Source organism: Pseudomonas sp. IT-P258, from assembly GCF_949767825.1.
Classification (GTDB): domain Bacteria; phylum Pseudomonadota; class Gammaproteobacteria; order Pseudomonadales; family Pseudomonadaceae; genus Aquipseudomonas; species Aquipseudomonas monachiensis.
This window is the reverse complement of sequence record NZ_CATKPU010000022.1, coordinates 1-25,554: the sequence shown is the minus strand read 5'-3', so window position 1 is coordinate 25,554 and position 25,554 is coordinate 1. Positions and strand designations below refer to the sequence as shown.

At 60.1% G+C, this 25,554-nt stretch carries 24 protein-coding genes and 1 pseudogene; 18 read left to right on the top strand and 7 right to left on the bottom strand.

The annotated features are described in order from the left end of the window. Positions 1-27 precede the first annotated feature (27 nt). The 3 genes from mazG (at position 28) to ACM6G4_RS10685 (ending at position 2,562) form a co-directional block, all read left to right on the top strand. Positions 28-861 (top strand): nucleoside triphosphate pyrophosphohydrolase, encoded by an 834-nt coding sequence (gene mazG / locus ACM6G4_RS10695; RefSeq protein ID WP_414913639.1) that lies wholly within the window; start codon positions 28-30, stop codon positions 859-861. Positions 862-889: 28 nt separating this feature from the next. Next, the gene (locus tag ACM6G4_RS10690) at positions 890-1,432 is read left to right on the top strand and encodes a DUF2058 domain-containing protein (RefSeq protein WP_056728006.1); all 543 of its coding nucleotides are present in this window, start codon (positions 890-892) and stop codon (positions 1,430-1,432) included. Between the two features lie 182 nt (positions 1,433-1,614). Then, on the top strand, positions 1,615-2,562 hold the full coding sequence (locus ACM6G4_RS10685; protein WP_414913638.1) for a hypothetical protein: 948 nt from the start codon (positions 1,615-1,617) through the stop codon (positions 2,560-2,562). A 67-nt stretch (positions 2,563-2,629) separates the two neighbouring features. Here the strand turns inward: ACM6G4_RS10685 and ACM6G4_RS10680 are convergent, their stop codons facing one another. The 6 genes from ACM6G4_RS10680 to ACM6G4_RS10655 all read right to left on the bottom strand — a co-directional run bounded on the left by ACM6G4_RS10680 (position 2,630) and on the right by ACM6G4_RS10655 (position 10,035). Continuing rightward, positions 2,630-2,818, bottom strand: coding sequence for a hypothetical protein (locus tag ACM6G4_RS10680; RefSeq protein ID WP_056728002.1), 189 nt, complete (start codon positions 2,816-2,818; stop codon positions 2,630-2,632). Positions 2,819-3,084: 266 nt separating this feature from the next. Further along, positions 3,085-4,305, bottom strand: a complete 1,221-nt coding sequence (gene fabB, locus ACM6G4_RS10675; RefSeq protein ID WP_046042997.1) for a beta-ketoacyl-ACP synthase I — start codon at positions 4,303-4,305, stop codon at positions 3,085-3,087. 11 nt (positions 4,306-4,316) lie between these two features. Further along, the gene (gene fabA / locus ACM6G4_RS10670; RefSeq protein WP_003227150.1) at positions 4,317-4,832 is read right to left on the bottom strand and encodes a 3-hydroxyacyl-[acyl-carrier-protein] dehydratase FabA; all 516 of its coding nucleotides are present in this window, start codon (positions 4,830-4,832) and stop codon (positions 4,317-4,319) included. Positions 4,833-5,079: 247 nt separating this feature from the next. Then, on the bottom strand, positions 5,080-6,981 hold the full coding sequence (locus tag ACM6G4_RS10665; RefSeq protein ID WP_056728000.1) for an ATP-binding protein: 1,902 nt from the start codon (positions 6,979-6,981) through the stop codon (positions 5,080-5,082). Continuing rightward, positions 6,978-7,910, bottom strand: coding sequence for an ABC transporter substrate-binding protein (locus ACM6G4_RS10660; protein ID WP_223541051.1), 933 nt, complete (start codon positions 7,908-7,910; stop codon positions 6,978-6,980). Before ACM6G4_RS10660 ends, ACM6G4_RS10665 begins: the two co-directional genes overlap by 4 nt. A gap of 1 nt (position 7,911) precedes the next feature. Continuing rightward, the gene (locus ACM6G4_RS10655; RefSeq protein ID WP_056727996.1) at positions 7,912-10,035 is read right to left on the bottom strand and encodes a TonB-dependent receptor plug domain-containing protein; all 2,124 of its coding nucleotides are present in this window, start codon (positions 10,033-10,035) and stop codon (positions 7,912-7,914) included. 195 nt (positions 10,036-10,230) lie between these two features. Between ACM6G4_RS10655 and ACM6G4_RS10650 the strand changes: the two genes are divergently transcribed. The 11 genes from ACM6G4_RS10650 to pyrF all read left to right on the top strand — a co-directional run bounded on the left by ACM6G4_RS10650 (position 10,231) and on the right by pyrF (position 19,681). Next, positions 10,231-11,256 (top strand): NAD(P)H-dependent glycerol-3-phosphate dehydrogenase, encoded by a 1,026-nt coding sequence (locus ACM6G4_RS10650; RefSeq protein WP_046042990.1) that lies wholly within the window; start codon positions 10,231-10,233, stop codon positions 11,254-11,256. 31 nt (positions 11,257-11,287) lie between these two features. Next, a complete protein-coding gene (locus ACM6G4_RS10645) occupies positions 11,288-11,635 on the top strand; it encodes a DUF4389 domain-containing protein (protein WP_056727994.1) in 348 nt (115 codons plus the stop codon). Then, positions 11,632-12,087 (top strand): phosphohistidine phosphatase SixA, encoded by a 456-nt coding sequence (gene sixA / locus ACM6G4_RS10640; protein ID WP_056727993.1) that lies wholly within the window; start codon positions 11,632-11,634, stop codon positions 12,085-12,087. The genes ACM6G4_RS10645 and sixA overlap by 4 nt, the downstream gene beginning before the upstream one ends. Before the next feature lie 167 nt (positions 12,088-12,254). After that, positions 12,255-13,922, top strand: a complete 1,668-nt coding sequence (locus ACM6G4_RS10635) for an AMP-binding protein (RefSeq protein WP_414913637.1) — start codon at positions 12,255-12,257, stop codon at positions 13,920-13,922. Between the two features lie 32 nt (positions 13,923-13,954). Further along, on the top strand, positions 13,955-14,398 hold the full coding sequence (locus tag ACM6G4_RS10630) for a hotdog fold thioesterase (protein ID WP_414913636.1): 444 nt from the start codon (positions 13,955-13,957) through the stop codon (positions 14,396-14,398). A gap of 126 nt (positions 14,399-14,524) precedes the next feature. After that, the gene (locus ACM6G4_RS10625; protein WP_056727987.1) at positions 14,525-15,331 is read left to right on the top strand and encodes an alpha/beta fold hydrolase; all 807 of its coding nucleotides are present in this window, start codon (positions 14,525-14,527) and stop codon (positions 15,329-15,331) included. Then, positions 15,328-16,182 carry an alpha/beta hydrolase gene (locus ACM6G4_RS10620; protein ID WP_056727985.1) on the top strand — a complete coding sequence of 285 codons (855 nt, stop codon included), beginning with the start codon at positions 15,328-15,330 and terminating at the stop codon, positions 16,180-16,182. The genes ACM6G4_RS10625 and ACM6G4_RS10620 overlap by 4 nt, the downstream gene beginning before the upstream one ends. A 50-nt stretch (positions 16,183-16,232) precedes the next feature. Next, positions 16,233-16,892, top strand: coding sequence for a glutathione S-transferase family protein (locus ACM6G4_RS10615; protein ID WP_056727983.1), 660 nt, complete (start codon positions 16,233-16,235; stop codon positions 16,890-16,892). Between the two features lie 8 nt (positions 16,893-16,900). After that, complete coding sequence (locus ACM6G4_RS10610; protein ID WP_409078939.1) at positions 16,901-17,707, top strand: DUF4892 domain-containing protein; 807 nt, start codon at positions 16,901-16,903, stop codon at positions 17,705-17,707. Between the two features lie 69 nt (positions 17,708-17,776). Further along, the gene (locus ACM6G4_RS10605; RefSeq protein ID WP_414913635.1) at positions 17,777-18,832 is read left to right on the top strand and encodes an AI-2E family transporter; all 1,056 of its coding nucleotides are present in this window, start codon (positions 17,777-17,779) and stop codon (positions 18,830-18,832) included. A 150-nt stretch (positions 18,833-18,982) separates the two neighbouring features. Continuing rightward, positions 18,983-19,681, top strand: a complete 699-nt coding sequence (gene pyrF, locus ACM6G4_RS10600) for an orotidine-5'-phosphate decarboxylase (RefSeq protein WP_008016546.1) — start codon at positions 18,983-18,985, stop codon at positions 19,679-19,681. A 139-nt stretch (positions 19,682-19,820) separates the two neighbouring features. Here pyrF and ACM6G4_RS10595 read toward each other — a convergent pair whose 3' ends face one another. Further along, complete coding sequence (locus ACM6G4_RS10595) at positions 19,821-20,825, bottom strand: NADP-dependent oxidoreductase (protein ID WP_056727978.1); 1,005 nt, start codon at positions 20,823-20,825, stop codon at positions 19,821-19,823. Positions 20,826-21,060: 235 nt separating this feature from the next. Here ACM6G4_RS10595 and ACM6G4_RS10590 point away from each other — a divergent pair, with 235 nt between their 5' ends. From ACM6G4_RS10590 to ACM6G4_RS10575, 4 genes and pseudogenes are all read left to right on the top strand, one after another. Then, a complete protein-coding gene (locus tag ACM6G4_RS10590; RefSeq protein ID WP_056727976.1) occupies positions 21,061-21,822 on the top strand; it encodes an SDR family oxidoreductase in 762 nt (253 codons plus the stop codon). Positions 21,823-22,020: 198 nt separating this feature from the next. Next, positions 22,021-23,406 (top strand): PLP-dependent aminotransferase family protein, encoded by a 1,386-nt coding sequence (locus tag ACM6G4_RS10585; protein WP_414913634.1) that lies wholly within the window; start codon positions 22,021-22,023, stop codon positions 23,404-23,406. A gap of 108 nt (positions 23,407-23,514) precedes the next feature. After that, positions 23,515-24,618, top strand: a pseudogene (locus ACM6G4_RS10580) (HAMP domain-containing protein); the annotation flags it as partial. Continuing rightward, complete coding sequence (locus ACM6G4_RS10575) at positions 24,598-25,479, top strand: methyl-accepting chemotaxis protein (RefSeq protein WP_409078949.1); 882 nt, start codon at positions 24,598-24,600, stop codon at positions 25,477-25,479. The pseudogene ACM6G4_RS10580 and the gene ACM6G4_RS10575, both read left to right, overlap by 21 nt. Positions 25,480-25,554: the final 75 nt, after the last annotated feature.

The following is a 25,554-nucleotide window of genomic DNA, read 5'->3' as shown; positions in this document are numbered from 1 at the left end:
GGGGCCTGCGTCTAAATGAGATTGTCGATGCACAGCCTTGAAGACCTGCTTCACCTGATGAACCGCCTGCGCGACCCGCAGTACGGTTGCCCGTGGGACATCAAGCAAACTTACGCCACCATCGTCCCCCACACTCTGGAAGAAGCCTACGAAGTCGCCGACGCCATTGAGCGCGGTGATTTCGATCACTTGCAGGGTGAACTCGGTGACCTGTTGTTCCAGGTGGTGTATTACAGCCAGTTGGCCCGGGAAGAAGGGCGCTTCGAATTTGATGGCGTGGTCGACAGCATCACCCGCAAGCTGATCCGTCGTCACCCCCATGTGTTCCCTACGGGCGATCTCTATGCGCCACTGGATGTCCCGCGCCTGAGCGAAGAGCAGGTCAAGCAGCGTTGGGAAGAGATCAAGGCCGAGGAGCGCGCAGAGAAGTCCTCGGCGCCCGAACAGCTGTCATTGCTCGATGACGTCCCCGCTGCATTGCCGGCGTTGTCACGTTCGGCGAAATTGCAAAAGCGCGCGGGGCAGGTCGGGTTCGACTGGCCGGACGCCTTGCCGGTGCTCGACAAAGTGCGTGAGGAGCTCGATGAAGTCCTTGAAGCCATGTCGGAAAATGATCCCGAGGCCGTGGCCGACGAGATCGGTGACCTGCTGTTCTCCGTGGTGAATCTGGCGCGGCATCTCAAGGTTGATCCGGAAACCGCACTGCGTGGCGCCAACGGCAAGTTTGAAAGACGCTTTCGTTTTATCGAACAGGCATTGCGCGACACCCGCCGTCCCATGGAAGATTGCACCCTCGAAGAGTTGGACGCCTTGTGGGGCGAAGCCAAACGTCAGGAAAAGAATTTGCCCAGCTGCGGTTGAGCAGTGGCCTAAGTGAGTAATAAGCACCATGAGCATTTCCCTTCGCGACCAGTTGCTCAAAGCAGGGCTGGTCAACCAGAAGCAGGCCAAGCAGGTCAGCAAAGACAAGCAGAAACAGCAACGCCTGGCCCACAAAGGCCAGATCGAACTGGATGACTCCCAACAGCGGGCGGCACAGGAAGCCATGGCCGAGAAGGTCAAGCGCGACCAGGAGCTCAACCGCCAGCAGCAGGAAAAGGCCGAGGCCAAGGCCCGTGCCGCGCAGGTCAAGCAATTGATCGAAGTCTCGCGCCTGCCGAAATTGACGACCGAGGATTACTACAACTTCGTCGACGACAAGAAGGTCAAGCGCATCTGCGTCAACAACCTGATGCGCAACAAGCTCAGCAGCGGTTCTCTGGCCATCGTGCATCACGCCGGCGGCTACGAAGTGATTCCGCGCGAGGCGGCGCTGAAGATTCAGGAGCGTGACCCGCAACGCATCGTGCAGTTGAATGTGCAGACCGAAGAAGTCAGCGTCGAGGACGATCCGTACGCGGCCTACAAGATCCCTGATGATCTGATGTGGTAAATAGTTCGCCAGTACTAAATATTTGCTAGTACTTTGCAGGATTAAAAATTTGAACCCGAAAGCTCGTATCGATACGATCTTTCGGGTTTTCTTTTGCCAAAAATAATCGCTCTTGAATGAGTGGTTAGCTGTTTGGCGGGAGGAACTAATGGAATGAATTTAAATGGATAAGGATATCTTTGATGCTGGTAAGTATCGCTTCGTTACGTCAACCCACTTTCAAATCGCAGTTGTCGCACCCGCGAATGCCCGAACAATCCATTCTCGATTATCTGGACAGTGAACTGGCCGAGCGCGCTTACCTGGTGCGCCGAAAAATCAAGATCGCTGCTAAGACCGCCCGTGAGAAACATGGTGAGACTGCGTGTGTTTTCTTTACCCTGCCTGAGTTTTTCTGGAATATTCCCTGGCACCAGATCCGCAGTGAAGAAGAACTGCACGAGCTGAGTACTGCATACCTGGAGAAGGTACCTGAGTGTGTGACGCTGTTGATCAGCGAACTACCAATGGAGCAATACGGCAAGATCGTTTTACTGGCGGGAAGCTGTGCGACGCTTATCAAGGTAGGAGAGGGGGAGTCGAGTTACTACGATGTTATCAATTACATGCTGACAATTACCAACAAGGAATATGAGGTCGATATGCCATTGATGTCGATGTGGCCGAAACGCTACGTATCAGGTATCGATTTCGGCAACCATGTTGGCGATGAAGACGGCTATTGGTTATTTAAGTTGTTTGACGAGCTTGTAGTCAGGGTAAAGGCAGTGAGTAGTGTGCGGGCCGAGCATAGTTATTTTGGTGGATATGAAGGGATGTTTATTAACAGCCTCGTTCCGGGCTGCCCATTCAGTATCAATTTATGTCTCGATTATGCAGAGTTGAAAGACGGTGAGCGGGACAAGGAAATTGAACTGGCGGGGGCGAAGATCGATTTTCTGATTGCCTGCGGCATGAAATTCAACTACGGCAAACTGCATCCGTCTTCGCTCCAGTACGCGATCCGTAATGACGGCGCGGGCGACGGTGAATGCGAGGTGGTGAAACTTGAAGCGGGGCGGATCGTCAGTGTTGTCCCTGCGCTGGTGATCGACGACTCCCTTCATTTGGCGGCTGTTCACATTACCTGAGCCAAGTGGCCCGGTTGCAGCCTGCCCCTGCGTGGGGGGCAAGACTGCAAGTCTGTAGAGTCTGTCCTCAACCGGTTGCGAGCTCGCGTTTGCGCTCGAGCATTTCCAGTTCGGCCCTGTAGTTTTGCGCGTCGGTCTCGGAGTGGAACATCCCGACCAGCAGGTCTTGTTGATGCACGTCCCAGATCCGGATACCGGCGGCTACACCCTCGTGGGATTTATGTGAATCGTCGCGTTCAGTTACTTTTACAGTCATCTGCTAGCTCCAATCTCTGTTATCTGCAGCAAGGCGTGTGCAGGACTCTGTTATAGAGTTTGGTAGCTTGCTAAGTAAATGATTGGGTTTGGTAAGGGTTTTTTGCAAAAACGGCAACAGTGCTGCAGCCCGCGGAATCCGCGACATTCAGTCGCAGGGCATTTGGTTTCATGACAAAAGCTTCATCTTCAGAGGGTTTTCTCAAGGCAAAAAAAAACGCCCCGAACCAGTCGGGGCGTTTTCTTGTGCGGCGTTATGGCGGGGTATTACTTGCCCTGCCAGCGCTTCAGTACCAGGGTGGCGTTGGTGCCACCGAAACCGAAGCTGTTGCTCATCACGGTGTTGATGGTGGCGTTTTCGCGGGTCTTGGTCAGCACCGGCAGGTCGGCCACTTCAGGGTCCAGCTCGTCGATGTTGGCGGAGCCGGCAATGAAGTTGCCTTCCATCATCAGCATGCAGTAGATCGCTTCATGAACGCCGGCGGCGCCCAGGGAGTGACCCGACAAGCTCTTGGTGGAGCTGATGGCCGGTGCCTTGTCGCCGAACACTTCACGCACACCTTTCATTTCCGCGACGTCGCCGACCGGGGTCGAGGTGCCGTGGGTGTTGAGGTAGTCGATCGGGGTGTCGACGGTGGACAGCGCCTGCTGCATGCAGCGGATCGCGCCTTCGCCACTAGGGGCAACCATATCGTAGCCGTCGGAGGTCGCGCCGTAGCCAACGATTTCCGCATAGATCTTGGCGCCGCGGGCCAGAGCGTGTTCCAGTTCTTCAACCACGACCATGCCGCCACCGCCGGCGATGACGAAACCGTCACGGTCAGCGTCGTAGGCACGGGAGGCTTTTTCCGGGGTGTCGTTGCGCTTGCTGGACAGGGCGCCCATGGCGTCGAACAGGAACGACTGACTCCAGTGCTCTTCTTCACCGCCACCGGCGAAGACGATGTCCTGCTTGCCCATCTGGATCTGTTCCATGGCGGTACCGATGCAGTGAGCACTGGTGGCGCAGGCAGAAGCGATGGAGTAGTTCAGGCCCTTGATCTTGAACGGAGTGGCAAGGCATGCCGAAACGGTGCTGCTCATGGTCCGCGTGACGCGGTATGGGCCGACGCGCTTGACGCCTTTCTCGCGCAGGATGTCCAGCGCTTCCATCTGGTTCAGGGTCGATGCGCCACCGGAACCGGCGATCAGGCCGGTACGCGGGTTGGACACCTGCTCTTCGGTCAGGCCGGAGTCGGTGATGGCGTCTTTCATGGCCAGGTAGGCATAAGCTGCCGCGTGGCCGACGAAGCGATAGATCTTGCGATCGATCAGTTCTTCAAGGTTGAGGTCAATGGAGCCGGAAACCTGGCTACGCAGACCCATTTCGGCATATTCCGGGTTGAACCGGATGCCAGGGCGGCTTGCACGCAGGTTAGCGGAGACGGTCTCTTTGTCATTGCCCAGGCAAGAAACGATGCCCAGACCAGTGATAACGACGCGGCGCATGCGGATAACCCTTAGAAGTTGTCAGTGGAGGTGAACACGCCGACCCGGAGGCCTTCGGCGGTATAGATTTCGCGACCGTCGACAGTGACCGAACCGTCGGCGATGGCCAGGTTCAGCTTGCCCTTGAGGACGCGCTTGATATGAATGTTATAGGTGACTTTCTTGGCGGTCGGCAGGACCTGGCCGAAGAATTTCACTTCGCCCGAACCCAGCGCACGGCCACGGCCCGGCAAGCCTTGCCAGCCCAGGAAGAAGCCTACCAGTTGCCACATGGCGTCGAGGCCCAGGCAGCCCGGCATCACCGGATCGCCTTCGAAGTGGCAGGCGAAGAACCACAGGTCCGGATTGATATCCAGCTCGGCGACCAATTCACCTTTGCCGTACTTGCCACCTTCTTCGCTGATCAGGGTGATGCGATCAACCATCAGCATGTTCGGGGCGGGCAGTTGCGCGTTACCAGGGCCGAACAGCTCACCGCGACTGCAGCGCAGCAGGTCTTCCCGGGTAAAGGCGTTTTGTTTGGTCATGCGAGCTCCTCAATAGTCCCATGCGGCAGGTGGGGCAAATCTTCCCGGCCGATCGAAGCGTTCATGCCTCGAACCGGCAGCCTACTCATAGACTATTGCGTTGTGGTGAAAGTCACAGCACCAAGGACATGAATGTACACTTGTGCACTGAAATTTTTATTCAAGCCCCTTTTCGGGCCTGTTCGGGTGCCTAAGACTGCCGCACTTTCGCCTTTCACGCCAGTCACAGATGGTCGAAAGGCCTGTACTACTGCACCCAACGTTGCAGAATTTGCTGCAGATCAGTCCGTTTGAACGGCTTGGCCAGGTAATCGTTCATCCCCGCCGACAGGCAGGCTTCGCGATCGCCCTGCAAGGCGTTGGCGGTCAGGGCGATGATCGGCAGGTCGGTGCAACCGGGTAGCTTGCGGATTTGTCGGGTGGCTTCATAGCCATCGATGATCGGCAAGCGGCAATCCATCAGGATCGCTTCGAAAATCAGGCTTTCGGCACTGCGTACCGCCTGCGCGCCGTCGGCGGCGACACTGACCTTGAAGCCCAGGCTGCGCAACATGGCTTCGATGACCGTCTGGTTAACCGGGTTGTCTTCGACCAACAGCACATTGCGCCCTTCGCCGTTGCTGTTGCGCGATTGCGCGCGAGGGGGCAACAGCGGTTGTGTCTGCTGGTGCAGTGCCAGGGGAATTTCCAGGGTGAACACCGAACCGCGGCCTTCCTCACTCTGCGCGCGCAAGGTGCCGCCCATGCGTTCGGCCAGGGTACGGGCTATCGGCAGGCCCAGCCCCGTGCCGCCGTAGCGTCTGGAGATAGAGCTGTCGGCCTGCTGGAAAGCGTTGAACATCAATTCCAGGCTTTGCGCCGGGATGCCGATGCCGCTGTCGCGCACGGTGCAGGTGAACCACAGCAACTCGTGGTCCAGCGACTGCCACTGCGCCTCGATGGTGACGCGGCCCTTTTCGGTGAACTTCAGCGCGTTGCCAACCAGGTTGACCAGTATCTGCCGGATACGCGTCGGGTCGCCCTTGACCTGCAAGCCGCGCATGTCGTCGGGGATCATCAGTTGCAGGTCCAGACGGCGTTGCACGGCGCTGTGCTGGAACGACTGGGCGCAACTGCCGATCAGATCGGCGAGGTTGAACGCAATGTGCTCCAGTTCCAGCTCTGAACGTTCGATCCGCGAGAAATCCAGGATGTCGTTGATGACCTTGAGCAAGTGCTCGGTGGACTCCGAGGCCAGCGCCGCGTACTCCACCTGTTCCTCGGTCATGTCGGTGGTTTCCAGCAACTGCAGCATGCCCAGTACGCCATTCATCGGCGTGCGCAGTTCATGGCTCATCATGGCGAGGAAATCGGATTTTGCGTTGTTGGCCTTTTCCGCTTCTTCACGGGTCTGGATCAGTTGCGCCATGGCCTGATGCTGTTCGCGGCTGGCCTGCTCGAGACCGCTGGCGAGGTTGTTGATGTGTTGCGACAGCGCCCCCAGCTCGGTGTCGTCGACTATGGGCAGCGGTGTCTTGTAGTCGCCTTCCTGGATCGCCTTGACGGCATTGCCGATATCACGGATCGGTTGCGACAGGCTGCCCGCCAGGCGCCGGGCCACGAGGAAGGTAAACAGCAGGGCAAACAGCGCCAGGATGGCCGCCTTGAGCACGATTTCCTGTTGGCGCCGGCTGAAGGCGTCGTTGGACAGCCCGACGATCACCCGGCCCAGATAGTCTTCTGTGGGGGCGGCAGTGGCGGTTTTGCTGCTCTGGAAAAAATCATTGTGCAACGCGATGCGCTGGAGCCGTATCGGTGCCTGGAACACTTCGAGTTGTAGCGCGCGATTGTGGTGTTCGTTTGGTTGTTCGACGTACACCAGAACCCGGTTGGCGCTGTCCTGGATTTCCAGAAAGCTCACGTTGGGTGTGGCCAGCGTCGCCTTGAGCAAGGTTTCGAGCACTTCGATGTTGCCCGAAATCACTCCGTATTCGGTGGCCGGGGCCAGTTGATTGGCGATCAACTGCCCGGTGTGGGTGATTTCCTGACGCAGATCCTGAATGCGCACGAACGTGAAGAAACTGATCAGCAACAAGGTCAGCAGCAGCGCAGGGCCAAGGCTGATGAGTTGGGTGCGGGTGTTGATGTCCCAGCGACGGCGCAAGCTCATGGGCGGCGTTCTCCTTCAGCCAGCAGTGTGGCGACAGACGTTTCGTCTATCTGTTCGATGCCCAATGAACGTGCCACCTGCGGATTGCTCGCGACCTTGAATCGATGGGGATAGAGCGTGCGCGGCCAGGTGGTCGGTGGCCGGTCGAGCAATTCGTCGAGGACCGCCAGCCAGTCGCTCTGGTCGCTATAAGTGCTGGCCAGGCTCCCGGCCTTGACGAATCCGGCGTTGGGTCCGATCAGCGCCACTTGCCGCGAGTAGCTGCTCAGCAGCAGGTTCTTTGCGGTTTGCGGGTTGTACAGGTCGGCATCGTCCAGACCCAGCAACACGTCGCTTTTGCTTAGCAGTGCTTGTAGTGGACGACTGTCGTGAATGTTGTCCCAGCGCTGGGTGACCACTTCAAGACCCAGGGGGAGGGCGGCCTGACGCAGCTCATTCAAGAGGAATTCACTGTGGGTGTCGTAGAGCACGCCGATGCGTCTGGCCTGAGGCAACAGGGTGCGGGTCAAGCGTAACTGGCGGTCCAGTGGCGGATCGCTCCATAGCAGGCAAAGGCGCGCAGGCAACGTGTTGTTCAAGCGTTGCCGGGCTTGCAGGCGGCTGATGCGCAATACGAGAGTCGCCGGGCCCTGGGTGTTCTGCAGGCGCCAGTCGAGGCTGGGCAGGTCGAGCAGTATCAAGCGGATGTTTTCCGGCAGCTTGTCCGGTATCGGCATTTTGGCCAGCGTCTGGAAGCGTACGTTATCGCGTGGTCGCAACTCGCTCAGGGCCTGGGTAAACGCCCGCACAGCCGGGCTGTCTTCGGCCCCCGTGAGCAAAATGTCGGCCGCGTTACTCGCCAGGCTGCCCAGCAGGCCGCTTGTCAGCAGGCAGAGTATGGCCAGCAGCCGACCCAGGGTCGGTATTGCGCAGGCTGGACGATTCGGCATCTTAAAGCTCCAGCTCCGCGCTGAAGTACATCACGTGGCGCTGGTCATAATTGTTGTCGATGAAGGTGGTCGGCTGATTGTCCAGCCGTTGCTGGAGCACTCCGGCCAGTTCAAGGCTGGTCTTGCCCAAGGCGATACGTTTGGCGATGCGCACATCGACCCGTTCGAAGCGATAGCCGTTGAGGGCATCATCGCCATAATAGAAAAGCGCACTGTTCCAGCCTTGGCCCCAATCGCGCAGCCATCCGGCCGAGCCACTGTTGCTTGCAGTCTGCCTGGCATCCAGCGGATTGCTGGCGTCCGTATCGACGTAGGCATAGGTCAGGCGCAGGCGATCGAGGCTGCCGATACGCCAGTCGAGCTGGGTTTCGACCCCCGAAAAACGCGCCTTGTTGGCGTTGCTGGCGATGTACTGATTATTGCGCAGCGGTTCACTGATCATGCCGGTGATTTCGTCGTGGAACAGCTTCACGTCGAGCGCCAGCCCCGGTTCGGGAAAATAGCCGTTGTAGCCCAGCTCCCGGGAGCGCATGTGCTCTTGATCGAGGTCGCCGGGGCCACGGGTCTTGACGAAATAGCGGGCGCTGGATTGGCCGAAGGCGCCGGGCTTGAGGTTAGTGACCTGATAACTCCAGTTGACGTTGTTCTCGAACATGTCCGGCGAACGGACGGCCTCGGAGTACACCGCACGCAAGCCATGGCGCGGATTGATCAGGTAGTTGACCGCCATGCGAGGTGTCAGTGAGCTGCCGATCAATCGGGTGTCCTCGAACATGGCACCGCCTTGCAGCAGCCAGTGTTCGGTGGCACGCCACTCGAACTGGCCGAACGCCCGCCAGATGGTGTCATCGAGCGTGCCATTGAAGTAAGTCTCGGAATCGGCCCGGTCGTAACGATAGTTCAAACCGCTGACCAGCCGCAGGTTATCGGCAAGGCTCAGGGTGTCCTGCAGTTCGAGGTCGTAGCGCGACTCTCGGGTGCTCTGGTCGATGTCGCCGCAAACGGTCTGGCTCGCGCCGTTACGCCATTGATCGAGCACCTGATTGGCCAGCGCCTGCTCGGCGGGCGTGCCGGCCGGCGCGCCAGGGCCGATGAAACGCGTGATATTGCGGGCCAGGCGTTCGGTGTAGTTCGGGTTCAATTGCCAGAGTTCGGTCAGTTGCGGGCTGAAGGATATTTCAGCATCGCAGGCGCGCCAGGTTTGCTGGCGATCCCAGTGTTGGGCCGAACCCTGGATATACAGGCTGTGGTCGGGATTGATGTCCAGATTCCAGCGCAATGAACCGGCGTAGTCCTTGGCGGTGACGTCGGAGTCGTTGCCCGCGCGGGTAATCCCCGGGAACACCGGCCGGTAGGTATAGGGTCGCTGGTTGGTGCCGTCCTTGGCATTCAACTGCCAGTCGAGGCTTTGCCGTTCGTCGAGGCTCTGGCTGACGGCGAGATTGAAGCGATCAAGGCGACGGCTGTCATGGTAGTCCGCGCCGGTTCGGTCGGTGTCGAAGCCGTCGTCTTGCTGGCCGGACAGGGACAGGCGCATGTCACCGTCTTCCCAGCCCAGGCCCTGGCTGGCGTAAAAGTCGTTGATGCCGCGCTGGCCCCGGGTGACCTTCATGCGTGTACCGTGACTGTCGGCCGGCCGCCGGGTAATGATGTTGACCACCGCCATCAGGGCATTGGCGCCGTAGCTGACGGTATTCGGCCCGCGAAAGACTTCAATGCGCTCGATGTCCTCCATGGCCACCGGAATGTCGCTCCAGTCCACGGTGGCCAGGCCGGCGCGATACACCGAGCGCCCGTCGATCAGCACTTGCATGCGTCGCGCTTCAGTTGCGTTGGTGCCGTGGTAGTTCACCGCTGCCTGGTTGCCGCTGATGTTGCCGACCATCATTCCCGGCACCAGGCGCAGCAATTCGCTGATGTCGCGGGCACCGCTGGCGTGGACCAGGGCGCTGTCGATCACCGTCATGCTTCCCGGTACGGCCGCCGGCGACTGCTTCAGGCGCGTGGCGGTGAGCACTTGCGGCAGCGGTTCACTGTCCAGGAACAAGTCGTCGGCCAGCGCCGGCGAGCTGAAAATCAGCGCCAGTAACAGAGGCGAACGCGGCGAAGGAGAGCCCGGAGACACAACAGATCCCTGTCAGTGATTGTTGGCGCGCATGTTAACCGAGCCGAATGACTTTTCCATTCACGATGTCGGCATTTTCCTCGGTTTTATTGCTCTTCTTCCTACTGGTGCAGGTATTTGATGCCGGGGCTGGCCGCCGATGGGCTGCCCCGTATAATGCCGACATCGCCACTGGTATGGATTAACGGATTGCATATGACTGAACAGCGCCCGATTGCGGTCCTGGGAGGCGGAAGTTTTGGAACCGCCGTGGCTAATCTGCTGGCCGAGAACGGGCATCAGGTTCTTCAGTGGATGCGTGACCCCGAACAGGCCGAGGCCATTCGGGTCAATCGCGAGAACCCGCGTTACCTCAAAGGCATCAAGATTCTGCCCGGCGTTACGCCGGTCACCGACCTGCAAGCCACCCTGGACGCCTGCGACCTGTGTTTCGTCGCGTTGCCCTCCAGCGCGCTGCGCTCGGTGCTGGTGCCGCACGCTGAACGCTTGACCGGCAAATTGCTGGTGAGCCTGACCAAAGGCATCGAAGCCCACACGTTCAAGTTGATGAGCGAGATCCTCGAAGAGATCGCCCCGCAGGCGCGCATCGGCGTCCTGTCCGGACCCAACCTGGCCCGTGAAATCGCCGAGCACGCGCTGACCGCCACGGTGGTCGCCAGTGAAGACGAAGAACTCTGCCAGCAGGTTCAGGCCGCGCTGCACGGGCGCACCTTTCGTGTGTACGCCAGCGCCGACCGTTTCGGCGTGGAGTTGGGCGGGGCGTTGAAAAACGTCTACGCGATCATCGCCGGCATGGCGGTGGCGCTGGGCATGGGGGAAAATACCAAGAGCATGCTGATCACCCGGGCATTGGCGGAAATGACCCGCTTCGCGGTGAATCAGGGCGCCAACCCGATGACCTTCCTGGGGCTGGCGGGCGTGGGCGATCTGATCGTGACCTGTTCGTCGCCCAAGAGCCGCAACTATCAGGTCGGCTTCGCCCTCGGCCAGGGCCTGAGCCTGGACGAGGCGGTCACGCGCCTGGGTGAAGTCGCCGAAGGGGTCAACACCCTTAAAGTACTCAAGGCCAAGGCCCAGGAGGTTGGTGTGTACATGCCGCTGGTCGCCGGGCTGCACGCGATCCTGTTCGAGGGCCGCACGCTGGAGCAGGTCATCGGTCTGTTAATGCGTGGCGAGCCGAAAACCGACGTCGACTTTATTTCCACCAGTGGTTTCAACTAATCACGCTTGCCAGAAAAGCAGGGAGTTGCGCATGAACGATCCAAAAGTAGAAGCCAAGTACGAGTCTATCCTGCTGCGGGTGCTGTGGATGATCCTCTTCGTGCTGGTGTGGCAAGTGGCGCAGTTCATCCTCGGCGCCGTCGTGCTGGTGCAGTTGATCTATCGTTTGTTCTATGGCGCCCCAAGCGCCAGCCTGATGAATTTCGGCGACAGCCTGAGCCAGTTTTTGGCGCAGATCGGTCGTTTCGGCAGCTTTCACAGCGACCAGAAGCCTTGGCCGTTCGCCGACTGGCCGACGCCGCGTACACCGGAAGGCGAGGCGCCGCATGTCGTGGCACCGGCACCCCATCCGGCCCGAGATGAGGAACCCAAGCTATGAAACTCTGGGTATTGCGTCATGGTGAAGCTGTACCACACGGTTCCCGCCCCCACGATTCGGAGCGGGAATTGACGGATAACGGTCGTAAGGAAGTATTGAAAGTCGCCGCAGAGCTGGTGGGTCAGCCGCTGACCGGCATTTACGCCAGCCCGTACCTGCGAGCGCAGCAAACAGCGCAACTGGTACGAGAGGCGTTGGGTTTCGAACCGGAAATCCGCACCGTCGAGTGGCTGACACCGGACACGGAACCGGACAAGGTGGCCGAACAGATGGTCGCGGTAAGCAACGTGCTGCTGGTCAGTCACAACCCGCTGGTGGGGAATCTGTTGAGCTACCTGCAGCATGGTGCCGGGCATCTGCCAGAGCGGATCAGCACCGCCGGCCTGGCCGAGCTCGAGAGCAATGAGTTGTTGGTCGGGTCGATGAGGCTCAACGGCATCAAGCACCCATAAAAGCAAAGATCGCAGCCTGCGGCAGCTCCTACAAGATGCACGCCATTTCCATGTAGGAGCTGCCGCAGGCTGCGATCTATTGATTTTGTTTTTCCGTTAAAAATTCAACCAAGCACTTGCTTGGTTGACTACGCTTGCTCCAGACCAAAAAAACAGGAGCGAGTCGCATGTCTGCTGCTTTTCGTTTGCCGCTGGACGTTTTCTACGAGCGTGAGGCCCGTCATCCCCGCCAGCGCTTTCTGGTCCAGCCTGTCGGCGGTGGTCAGGTCGAGACCTTGAGCTGGGCCGATGTCGGTCATCAGGCACGCTGTGCGGCCCACTGGCTGCGAGCGCGGGAACTGCCGCAGGGTAGCCATATCGCCCTGATCTCGAAAAACTGTGCGCATTGGATCATTGCCGACCTGGCGATCTGGATGGCCGGGCATGTCTCGGTGCCGCTGTACCCCAACCTGACCGCCGAGACCGTTGCCCAGGTACTCGAACATTCAGAAGCGGCGCTGGCATTCATCGGCAAGCTCGACGACTGGCCAGGCATGTCCCGTGGCGTCAGCTCCGACCTGCCGACCATCAGCCTGCCCCTGCATCCCCCAGGCGACTTTGATTTCAGCTGGACCGACCTGCAACGCAACTCGCCCATCCAGGACAATCCCAAGCCTGCCGCCGACCAACTGGCGACCATCATCTACACATCCGGCACCACGGGCATGCCCAAGGGCGTGATGCACAGCTTCGGCAATCTGGGGTTCGCCACCACACGCGGCACTGCGTTGTTCGGCCTCAACGAGTCGGACCGGCTGTTGTCCTACCTGCCGCTGTGCCACGTTGCCGAGCGGATGTTCGTCGAACTGGCGTCGATCTATACCGGCCAAACAGTGTTTTTCGCCGAGAGCCTCGACACCTTCCTCACCGACCTGAAGCGTGCGCGGCCGACCGCACTGTTTGGCGTGCCGCGCATCTGGACCAAATTCCAGATGGGCGTGTACAGCAAGATCCCGGCAAAACGCCTCGACTTCCTGCTCGGCCTGCCGATCATCGGCAAACGGGTCGGGCATAAAGTCCTCGCCGGGTTGGGGCTGGATGCGTTGCGCATCGCCTTGTCCGGCGCGGCTCCGGTGCCGCAGACCTTGTTGCAGTGGTACCGCAAACTGGGGCTGGACGTGCTGGAGGTCTACGGCATGACCGAGAGTTGCGGCTACTCCCACATCGGCATGCCGGGCCAGAACAAACCGGGCTGGATCGGCAAGCCGTGTCCAGAGGTCGAAGTGCGGATTGCCGAGACGGGGGAGGTCATGGTGCGCAGTGGTGCGACCATGCTCGGGTATTACAAGGAGCCGGAAAAAACCGCCGACACCATTACCGAGGACGGCTTCCTGCGTACCGGCGACAAGGGCGAGGAGGACGCCGAAGGCAATCTGCGCCTGACCGGACGCTTGAAGGAGATCTTCAAGACCAGTAAAGGCAAGTACGTGGCTCCGGCACCGATTGAAAATCGCCTGGCCGTGCATTCGCGCATCGAACAGGTTTGCGTGGTGGGCGACGGCTTGAGTGCGCCGCTGGGGTTGTGCGTGTTGTCGGCGGTCGGCCAGCAGGATGCCGGCGGGGCCGCGCGCGCCGGCCTGCATTCGAGCCTGGAAAAACTCCTGGAAGAGGTCAACGGTGCCCTCGACAAGCATGAACAGCTGCGACGCCTGGTGGTGGTCAAGGACAGTTGGGCCGTGGAAAACGGCTTTCTCACTCCGACCCTGAAGATCAAGCGCAACGTGATCGAAGCGGCTTACGGTGAGCGCTTTGAGGAATGGAGCGAGCGCAGCGAAGCGGTGCTGTGGCAGGATTGATCCACGAACAAAACCAACAAGGAACCTCTGCGATGAGCCTGTGGCGCACCACCCCGAACATCGAGCAGTTGAACGCGATCCAGAAAAATACCATTGGCGAAGTGCTGGACATCCGTTTCGAAGCCTTCGACGACGAGTCCCTGACCGCCAGCATGGTCGTCGATCACCGCACCCATCAGCCTTATGGTTTGCTGCATGGCGGTGCCTCGGTGGTGCTGGCCGAATCGGTCGGCTCGATGGCCAGCTACCTGTGCATCGATGCCAGCAAATTCTATTGCGTGGGCCTGGAAATCAACGCCAACCATTTGCGCGGCCTGCGCAGCGGACGGGTGAGGGCAGTGGCCAAGCCGATCCACATCGGCCGCACGACTCATGTCTGGGACATTCGGCTGACCAGCGATGAGGGCAAGGCCAGTTGCGTGTCGCGACTGACCATGGCGGTGGTGCCGTTGGGTGAGAATCCGCCGGTACGTTGACGGTTTGAAATCAAAAGATCGCAGCCTGCGGCAGCTCCTACCACCATTCCTGGTAGTTATGGTCATTGCTGTAGGACGCGGTCTTGCGGACAATCAACGCCTGTTCTAACTCATGGATTTGCAGGTATGTCGCAACAGATCTTTTTCGCCCACGCCAATGGTTTTCCTTCGGGGACCTACGGCAAGTTGTTTGCGGCGCTGGCACCCGAGTTTGAGGTGACGCATCTGGAGCAGCACGCCCACGACCCGCGTTTTCCGGCGGACGACAACTGGTACAACCTGGTGGATGAGCTGATCCATCACCTGCAACAACAGGCCGAGCCTGTGTGGGGCGTCGGTCACTCCTTCGGTGGCGTGTTGCACCTGCATGCCGCTTTGCGCTGCCCTGAGTTGTATCGCGGGGTGGTGATGCTCGACTCGCCAGTGCTGACACGCACCGACCGATGGGTCATACGGGCGGCCAAACGCTTTGGTTTCATCGACCGTTTGACCCCGGCCGGGCGTACCCTGGGCCGCCGTGAAGAATTCGCCGACCTGGACAGCGCCCGCAAGTATTTCGCTGGCAAGACCCTGTTCCGCGGCTTCGACCCGGAATGCTTCGATGCCTACCTGCAACACGGCTTGCATCAGGTCGGCGACAAGCTGCGCCTGCGCTTCGACCCGGCCACGGAAATCAGCATCTATCGCGGCGTGCCGCACACAAGCCCGGGCAGCACCCGGCAGTTGCAAGTGCCGCTGGCGGTGGTTCGCGGGCATGACAGCCGCGTGGTGATGCGTCATCACGCCAGTTCGGTCGACCGCCTGCCGCTGGGAGAGTCGTTGACCATGCCCGGCGGCCACATGTTTCCGCTCGAACGTCCCCTTGATACCGCTGGCATGCTCAAAGGCCTGTTCTATCGCTGGGGCGGCCGTCGACAGCAGGATTGCGCATGAACCACGTCGTCGAAGAGGTTCGCCTGAGCCTGCCGCACATCGAACTGGCGGCGCACCTGTTCGGCCCTGAAGACGGATTGCCGGTGATTGCCCTGCATGGCTGGCTGGACAACGCCAACAGCTTTGCCCGCCTGGCACCCAAACTCAAAGGCCTGCGCATCATCGCACTGGACATGGCCGGTCACGGTCATTCCGGGCATCGCCCGCCGGGCGCTGGCTACGCCATGTGGGACTATGCCCACGATGTGCTGCAAGTCGCCGAACAGCTTGGCCTGCGCAAATTTGCGCTGATGGGGCATTCGATGGGCGCCATTGCTTCGCTGATCATCGCCGGGTCGATGCCCGAGCGGGTTACCCACCTGGCGTTGATCGACGGCATCATTCCTCCTACAGACAAAGGTGAAAACGCTGCCGAGCGCATGGGCATGGCCCTGCAAGCGCAACTGGATCTGCGGGAAAAGCGCAAACCGGTCTACGACACTCTCGACCGGGCCATCGAAGCGCGCATGAAGGGCCTGGTGGCGGTCAGCCGCGAGGCCGCCGAACTGCTGGCGCAGCGTGGCCTTATGCCGGTGCCGGGCGGTTACACCTGGCGCACCGACAATCGCCTCACGCTGCCATCGCCGCTGCGTCTTACCACCGAACAGGCCATGGCCTTCGTCCAGCGGATCAAGTGTCCTGCAACATTGGTGGTTGCTGCCGACGGCATGCTCGCCAAACACCCGGAGTTGCTGGAGCGTCTACCCTTTAGCCGGGAACAGCTGCCAGGCGGCCATCATTTGCACCTCAATGACGAGTCCGGTGCTGATCTTGTCGCAGACTGTTTCAATCGGTTCTTCGCCACTCCTTGACTTGCGCCGGGCAACTGTCGAGGCTTGGCGGGTTGAAAAGGGAGACAACCATGATAGATCTCTACACCGCTGCGACCCCGAATGGCCACAAGGTCTCTATCGTGCTCGAGGAACTCGGCCTGCCCTACACGGTGCATGCCTTGAGTTTCGACAAAAAGGAGCAGAAGTCCGCGGACTTCCTCAAGATCAACCCCAATGGCCGGATTCCGGCGATTGTCGACCGCGCCAACGGTGATTTCGCCGTGTTCGAATCCGGCGCCATCCTGATTTACCTCGCTGAACAAACCGGCAAACTGATGCCATCGGACCCGAAGGGACGTTCGCTGGTATTGCAGTGGCTGATGTTCCAGATGGGCGGGATCGGCCCGATGCAGGGCCAGGCCAACGTGTTCTTCCGCTACTTTCCGGAAAAGCTTCAGGGCGCCATCGACCGCTATCAGCATGAAACCCGTCGCCTCTACGAAGTGCTCGACACCCGGTTGCAAAGCGTGGAGTTCCTCGCCGATCAGTACAGCATTGCCGACATCGCCACCTTTCCCTGGGTGCGCGGCTACGAGTGGTCGGGCGTCTCGGTGGAGGGCTTGACGGCGTTGCAACGCTGGATGGCAACCCTGGAGGCCCGGGCGGCGGTGCAGCGTGGTTTGCAAGTACCCAAACGCGCCGATGAAGCCAGTGTCATCAAGGGTGCCCAGGCCATGCTGATCCGATGAGTCTATCCATGCGTTCATTCAGTTTATTGGTGCTGTGCAGTTTCAGTCCCTTGTTGTTCGCCGCCGATGTTCCGGGCAGTCAGGACCTGCCGATAGTACCGCGCATGGTCGACGCCCAGATTGTCGACTATCGTCCTGCCGCCGAACTGGAGCGGATCTACCCGCTGGGCTCGATCCGGAAAATCAGTGGCCAGTTACGTTTCGACGGCCAGGTCAGTGCCCGCGGCAACGTCACTTCCGTGACCTACGAGTTGCCACCGGAGCATTCATCCATCGAGGCGTTCACCGCTGCCCGCGAGGCCTTGCAACAGCAGGACGCCGGCTTGCTGTTTTGGTGCCAGGCGCGCGATTGCGGTGAAAGCAGCCTATGGGCCAATGAAGTCTTCGGCAACGCCAAGCTGTACGGCGCCGACGATCAACAAGCCTATCTGCTGCTGCGACTTGCCGCTCCACGGGACAACACGCTTATCGCGCTGTACAGCATCACCCGGGGTAATCGCAAAGCCTACCTGCATGTCGAGCAGTTCGACGCTTCGGCACCGCTGGGCGAGTTGTTGCCGACCTCCGCGACCTTGCTGCGTGAACTCAAGAGCACCGGCGAGCTCGATTTTTCCACGTTGAACAGCGCACCTGACGAGACCTGGCTCCGCCTGATTTCTCGCGGGCTGAATCTGGACACCACCTTGCGGGTCAGCATTTCCGGAGCGAATGCCGAAGCCTGGCGTCAGGCACTGATTGGCCAGGGCGTGCGTGCCGCGCGGATGGAAGCTGGCAGTGCCGGAGGCTCTGGCCTGCACATCGAGCTATTGCGCTAGGCTGTACCGGGCGAGCGCGTACATCGCGTTCGCCTACTCTTTTGCTGACTGACTTTTTCGAGACTTTTGATGATCAATAACGATCGCCTATTGGTGCAGATCCTGCTCGTGGTGTTGTTCGGCGCGAGCTTCTGGGTGATGGCGCCGTTCTGGTCGGCGATGTTCTGGGGCGCGGTACTGGCGTTTGCCAGTTGGCCGCTGATGCGCTTGCTGACCCGTTGGCTCAATGACCGCGAGTCGCTGGCGGCGGCATTGCTGACCCTGGGCTGGATGGTGCTGGTAGCTGCACCCTTGGTGTGGCTGGGTTTCAATCTTGCCGATCATGTGCGCGATGCCACGGCTTTCATCAAGGATGCGCAGGTCGAGGGGCTACCCGAAGCGCCGCTGTGGCTGGGTTCGATTCCCCTGGTGGGCGGACGGCTGGTGGGGATCTGGAACAGCATCGATGAGCAGGGCGCGGCGATGATGGTGTCGCTCAAGCCTTATCTGGGGCAGATGGGTAACTGGTTGCTGGCGCGCAGCGCGCAGATCGGCGGCGGTATTCTCGAACTGACCCTGAGCGTCGTCTTCGTGTTCTTTTTCTATCGTGACGGGCCGCGCCTGGCGGCGTTTGTACACACGTTGCTGGAGCGGCTGATCGGTCAGCGGGCCGGCTATTACATCGAATTGGTGGCGGGCACGGTTCAGCGGGTGGTGAACGGCGTGATCGGTACCGCCGCGGCCCAGGCGATCCTGGCGCTGATCGGGTTCCTGATTGCCGGCGTACCGGGAGCGTTGGTACTCGGCATCGTGACGTTCATGCTCAGCCTGATCCCGATGGGCCCGCCGCTGGTGTGGATTCCGGCGACCGCGTGGCTGGTCTGGAAAGGCGAGTACGGGATGGCCATATTCCTCGGGATCTGGGGCACATTCGTCATCAGCGGTGTCGACAACGTGCTCAAGCCATACCTGATCAGCCGTGGCGGTAACCTGCCGCTGGTCATTGTGCTGCTTGGGGTATTTGGCGGGTTGATTGCCTTTGGTTTTATCGGCCTGTTCATTGGCCCGACATTGCTGGCGGTGGCCTACAGCCTGTTGATCGACTGGAGCAAGCCTCAGGCGCGGGTTGACGATCGTCGGCCCTGAGATTTGTATTCTGCTTGGGGAACTCGACACAATGGCCTCAAGGACTGGCCTTGCCTGAGCCGTCGCGACGATTTACCGATCATCGGGTCCCGCAGCGGCGCTGGTTCCGCTACAATGCGCGCCGATTTCGACTTGCCTGAGAGCCCACTCATGTCCGCCTGCCAGACTCCCATCATCGTCGCCCTGGATTTCCCTACCCGTGACGCCGCACTGAAGCTGGCCGATCAGTTGGACCCGAAGCTGTGCCGGGTCAAAGTCGGCAAGGAACTGTTCACCAGCTGCGCCTCGGAAATCGTCGGTACCCTGCGTGACAAGGGTTTCGAAGTGTTTCTGGACCTCAAGTTCCACGACATCCCGAACACCACCGCGATGGCCGTCAAGGCGGCTGCGGAAATGGGCGTGTGGATGGTCAACGTGCATTGCTCCGGCGGCCTGCGCATGATGGCTGCGTGCCGTGAAGTGCTGGATCAGCGCACCGGTCCGAAACCACTGCTGATCGGCGTGACCGTGTTGACCAGCATGGAGCGTGAAGACCTGGCGGGCATCGGTCTGGACATCGAGCCCCAGGAGCAGGTGCTGCGCCTGGCCGCCCTGGCGGAAAAAGCCGGGATGGACGGCCTGGTGTGCTCGGCCCTGGAAGCCCAGGCACTGAAAGCGGCGCATCCGTCACTGCAACTGGTGACCCCGGGGATTCGTCCGGCGGGCAGTGCCCAGGACGATCAGCGCCGCATTCTGACCCCGCGTCAGGCGCTGGATGCCGGTTCCGACTATCTGGTGATCGGCCGTCCGATCAGCCAGGCGGCGGATCCAGCCAAGGCGCTGGCTTCAGTTGTGGCTGAATTGGCCTGATCAGACACCGCAGAACCCATTGTGGGAGCGGGCTTGCTCGCGAAGAGGGCGTGTCAGTCGACGAAGATGTTGTCTGGCACACCGCATTCGCGAGCAAGCCCGCTCCCACATTGTTTTTAGGGTGACTTCAAAAATCGGGTTACACCTTCAACACCAGCTTCCCGAAATTTTCGCCGCTGAACAATTTCATCAGCGTCTCCGGGAACGTCTCCAGTCCTTCGACGATGTCTTCCTTGCTCTTGAGCTGTCCCTTGGCCATCCAGCCGGCCATTTCCTGGGCGGCGCTGGCGTATTGGGCGGCGTAGTCCATCACCACAAAGCCTTCCATGCGCGCGCGGTTGACCAGCAGTGACAGGTAGTTGGCCGGTCCCTTGACCGCCTCTTTGTTGTTGTACTGGCTGATGGCACCGCAAATCACCACCCGCGCCTTCATGTTCAGGCGGCTCAACACTGCGTCGAGAATGTCGCCACCGACGTTATCGAAATACACGTCGACGCCTTTCGGGCACTCGCGCTTGAGGCCGGCGAGGACGTCTTCGCTCTTGTAGTCGATAGCGCCATCGAAACCCAGCTCATCGATCAGGAACTTGCACTTGTCGGCGCCGCCGGCGATGCCAACCACCCGGCACCCTTTGATCTTGGCGATCTGCCCGGCGATGCTGCCCACGGCGCCGGCTGCGCCCGACAGCACCACGGTGTCACCGGCCTTCGGAGCGCCGACGTCGAGCAGGGCGAAGTACGCCGTCATCCCGGTCATGCCCAGCGCGGACAAGTAACGTGGCAGCGGTGCCAGTTTCGGATCGACCTTGTAGAAACCTCGCGGCTCGCCGAGGAAGAAATCCTGCACGCCCAGGGCGCCGTTGACGTAATCCCCGACCGCGAATCCCGGGTTGTTCGAGGCAATGACTTTGCCCACACCCAAGGCGCGCATGACTTCGCCGAGCCCGACCGGCGGGATGTAGGACTTGCCTTCGTTCATCCAGCCACGCATGGCCGGATCCAGGGACAGGTATTGGTTCTCGACCAGGATCTGACCCGCCGCCGGCTCGCCGACCGGTACTTCCTGATAGGTGAATGTCTCACGGGTCGCCGCGCCAACCGGACGTTTGGCGAGCAGGAATTGGCGATTGATCTGGGAGGTCATGGCAGGCACTCAGGATGAATGAAGCTTTGTTGATAGCCGGTCAGCGCCGATGCCGCAAGTTCGGCTGATGCGGCGAATGCAGCCTGATCCAGTGCAGTGATAGTTGGTACGGTAGTTCCATCACTGCAACTCATGGGCACCCAACCGGAGCCTTGATAGTGCTGCCGTGTTCAAGACCTCCATGGCTAGACTGGTCCTACGCGATTCCCCGCATTCTTCTTTTGAGGACATAACAATGAGCATGACGTTTTCCGGCCAGGTGGTCGTGGTGACAGGCGGGGCGGCCGGTATTGGCCGCGCGACCGCCCAGGCATTTGCCGCAGAGGGCCTGAAGGTCGTGGTGGCCGATATGGACGCGGCGGGCGGAGAGGGCACGGTGGCGCTGATTCGTACAGCCGGTGGTGACGCGACCTTCGTGCGCTGCAACGTTACCCTGGAAAGCGATGTAAAAAATCTGATGGAGGAGGTGATCAACTCTTACGGTCGCCTCGACTATGCCTTCAACAATGCCGGCATCGAAATTGAGAAAGGCAAGTTGGCCGAAGGTACGCTCGACGAGTTCGACGCGATCATGGGCGTCAACGTCAAAGGTGTCTGGCTGTGCATGAAATACCAGTTGCCGCTGTTGCTGGCGCAAGGGGGCGGCGCGATCGTCAACACAGCATCGGTGGCAGGCCTTGGCGCGGCGCCGAAAATGAGTATCTACGCAGCCTCTAAACACGCAGTGATCGGCCTGACCAAGTCGGCGGCCATTGAATACGCCAAGAAGAAGATCCGGGTCAACGCGGTGTGCCCGGCGGTGATCGACACGGATATGTTCCGTCGCGCTTATGAAGCCGACCCGAAAAAAGGCGAGTTCGCCAACGCCATGCATCCGGTCGGTCGCATCGGCAAGGTCGAAGAGATCGCCAGCGCGGTGCTGTACCTGTGCAGCGATGGCGCGGCGTTCACGACTGGCCATTCGCTTGCGGTGGATGGTGGCGTTACTGCGTTCTAAAGCAACGCATCTCTACCAAAGAAGAGTTGCAACCTGTGGGAGCAAGCTAGCTCCCACAGTTTTTTTGGTTACGCTAAAGGACCAGGCAATGTGTTTCAAATGATTAGATCCAATGGTTTTGGCGGCGTTGTCGCACATGTCTTCGAACACTCCTGTGATTAACTGCTTCTCGCAAAATCAACAGGAGTTTGCTTGCTCATGGAATTGAGAATCGACCGACAGGCGCTGGTGCCCGTCGTACAGCAAATTGTTGACGCGCTGACCTGCTGGCTTCATTCCAGCGGGGTATCGCCCGGTACGCGCCTGCCTTCGGTGCGACAGATCGCGCGGATCAACTTGCTCAGTCAGGTCAGTGTTGCCCAGGCTTGTGAACGCCTGGTGACGCAGGGGATGCTGGTGTCAGGTCATGGGGCGGGCTATACGGTTGCCGACCCGGTATTGGCCGCGGGCGCAAAGCACGAGCCGGTGTGGTTCGAGGGAGCTGAGCCCGAGATCAGGTCCTGTTCGACTGAGTTGAGGCTGGGCTGTGGTGGGCTGCCTGAAAGCTGGCGCGAGACAGACGATCTGATTTACGCGATTCGGCAAGTCAGTCGTTCCGACACGGCCAGCCTGTTCAACTACAGCACGCCGCTGGGTTTGCCGGCCTTGCGACAACAGATCCTCAAGCACCTCAGGCAGCTGGATATCCGGGCGCAGGACAACCGGATCATGACCACGGCGGGCGCCAGTCAGGGACTTGACCTGATCGTGCGGACACTGTTCAAGGCCGGTGATTGTGTGGTTGTGGAGAGTCCCGGCTATCCGGTGCTGTTCGATCTGCTCAGGCTGCACGGCATCCACATGGTCGAAGTACCGCGAACACCGCGCGGGCCGGACGTGGACGTGCTCGAATCGGTGCTGGTCAAACACCGGCCTCAAGGGCTGCTGATCAATAGCTTCTATCACAACCCGACCGGCAGCAGCCTTGCACCGTTGGTGGCGCGCCGCGTGCTGCAGCTGGCCAGGACCTTCGACGTACAGGTGATCGAAGACGACGTCTATGCGGATTTGCACAGCGGTTCCGGTATGCGTCTGGCTGCGCTGGACGACAAGGTGATCTACGTAGGCAGCTTTTCCAAGACCCTCAGCAGTTCCTTGCGGGTCGGTTTCGTGGTGGCTGGTGCCGAAGTCATTACGCGCCTGGCCGAGGTCAAGATGATCAGTGGCATGGGCGCCTCGCGTTTTTGCGAGTCGGTGCTGGCGTGCCTGTTGGCTAATGGTGCCTACCGCAAACTGGTGCAGCGTCAGCGCCAACGCTTGAGCTGCGACCGGCTGGCGGTGCTGCAATTGCTCGAGGATGCCGAATGGGAAGTTTTCGGCAAGCCGGCGGGAGGCTTGTTCATCTGGGCGCGATCACGAATGTCCGACTACGATCAGCTGCGGACCCAGGCGCGGCGCCTGGGTGTGCTGCTGTCATCGAAGACCGCCTTCAACCCCTCGGGTGAGGCCAGTGACTGGCAGCGTATCAACGTGGCCTATGCCTGCGATCCGCGAGCCCGGGCGTTCTTTCAGGCCTCTGCACGGGATCGACCTCAAGCGTTCTGAAAACGACGTTGGCGTAGCTTTTTGCCATTATTCCGGCGCCAGAGCCTTGTGTTGCCACCGGCCCGTTGCGAATCTGCGTCTACAGACTTTGGCAGGGGACTAAGTGCAATGAATTCGGCCGTGCAAGGACGTTTTGCCAACCTCGGTATGGCGAAAAAACTGGGTGTCGGGTTTGTACTGGTACTGTTGTTGACTGCATTGGTGGCGGGCATTGGCGTTTGGTCCCTGCAAACCATCAGCCAGCGCTTCGACGGGCTCAAGCAGATGTCATCGCTCAACAGCGGTTTGCTCAAGGTGCGGCTGCTGGAGCAGGAGTACGCCTTGCACGGCAGTCCGAAAACCGTCGATGCCCTGCACGAGGGCGTCGATGGCCTGATCGCCCTGGCCGGCCAGCTCAAGGCCGCTTCTGCGGCCAACGTGCCGGTGATGAATGATGTCGAACAGTCCCTGGGGGACTATCGCAAGGCTTTCGACGAGTTTGTCTCGCTTACCCAGGCCAAGGACCTGGCCCTGGAAATGGCCAGTTGGTCGGTGTCCAGCGTGGCCAATAACCTTGATGTATTGCAATCCGGGCTCGTCGATGACGGCGCCTATACGCTGAAAGAGTCCGAAGGCAAGGACGGTGCGCAATTCATCGATCAGGCCAGTCAGGTCAGCCAGGTTTCACGCTTGATGCTGCAAGCCATGAATGAAGCGCGCGTGCGCCTGGATCAAAGCCGCAAAGGTGACGATAGCGCCGGGCAGGGCAAGATCGAACAGGCCAGCCAGGCACTGGCCCAGGCCGAGCAGCTCAAGACCACGGTCAAGGATGAGGGCTATCAGACCGTCCTCAATGAGGTAATGGGCCATATCGTCAGTTTCAGCGACAAACTTGCCGAGTACACCGGGCTGCTGGAGCAGGAAAAAACCGTCTATCAACAATTGCACCAGCGCGCAGCCCAAGTGGTCGAACGGGTGGATCAGGCTTATGTTGCACAAGACATGGCGATGCAGGCTGAACTGAAAAAGAACTCGTTGCTGATCATCGGCTCCTCCGCCCTGGCTTTGCTGGTCGGGTTGGTTGCCGCGTGGTTTATCACCCGGTTGATCGTGGCACCGCTGCGCCGTGTGATTGAGGTGGCGCAGCAGATTGCCTCAGGGGATTTGAGTGCGACCATTGACGTGACCCGTCGTGACGAAATCGGCCAGTTGATGCAGGCAATGCAACAAATGGGCGCGGGGCTCAGCCATATAGTCAGCGGCTTGCAGTCGGGTATCGAGCAGTTGGCGACTTCCGCCCAATCGCTGTCGGCGGTGACTGAACAGACCAACCTCGAAGTCAGCACGCAGAAGGAGGAAACCGAACAGGTCGCCACTGCAATGAATCAGATGACGGCCACGGTGCATGATGTCGCGCGTAATGCAGAGGAGGCGGCCCTGGCAGCGCAAACGGCTGACGGCAAGGTTGAAAGTGGCCAGCAGGTGGTGCGCCAGAGCATGGCGCGGATTGAACAACTGGCGAACTCGGCCACCTCGGCCAGTTCGAGCATCGAAAGCCTGAGTGCGGAAATCCAGAACATCGGCACGGTTTTGAGTGTGATCAAAAGTGTGGCGGAGCAGACCAATCTGCTGGCATTGAACGCGGCGATCGAGGCGGCCCGGGCTGGCGAGCAGGGCAGGGGGTTTGCGGTGGTGGCCGATGAAGTGCGTGCGTTAGCCAAGCGAACCCAGCAATCGACCGAGGAAATCGAACGCCTGGTCAGCGCTTTGCGTTTGGCGGCGCAGTCGTCGGTGCAGCAGATCCAGAGCAGTGGCGAGTTGGTGAAGCTGGCGGTCAGCGATGCCTTGCAGACCGAGAGTGCGCTGGGAAGCATTGCGGCGGCGGTGTCGCTGATCCAGCAGATGAACCAGCAGATCGCCGCGGCGGCCGAGGAGCAGAGCTCGGTGGCCGAGGAGATCAATCGCAGTGTCACCAGCATTCGCGCCAGTGCCGATCAGTCATCGCTGGCGATGCAGGGCAATGCCGCGTCCAGTATCCAGTTGGCGCAACTGGGGGTTGAACTGAAGGGGATGGTGGGGCATTTCAGGCTTTGAAACGATCATCGGCCAGGCCAAAAAAGCCGCGGATGATTTCGCGGTCGACGATTATCGTCGTTTCAGCCCGCGCTT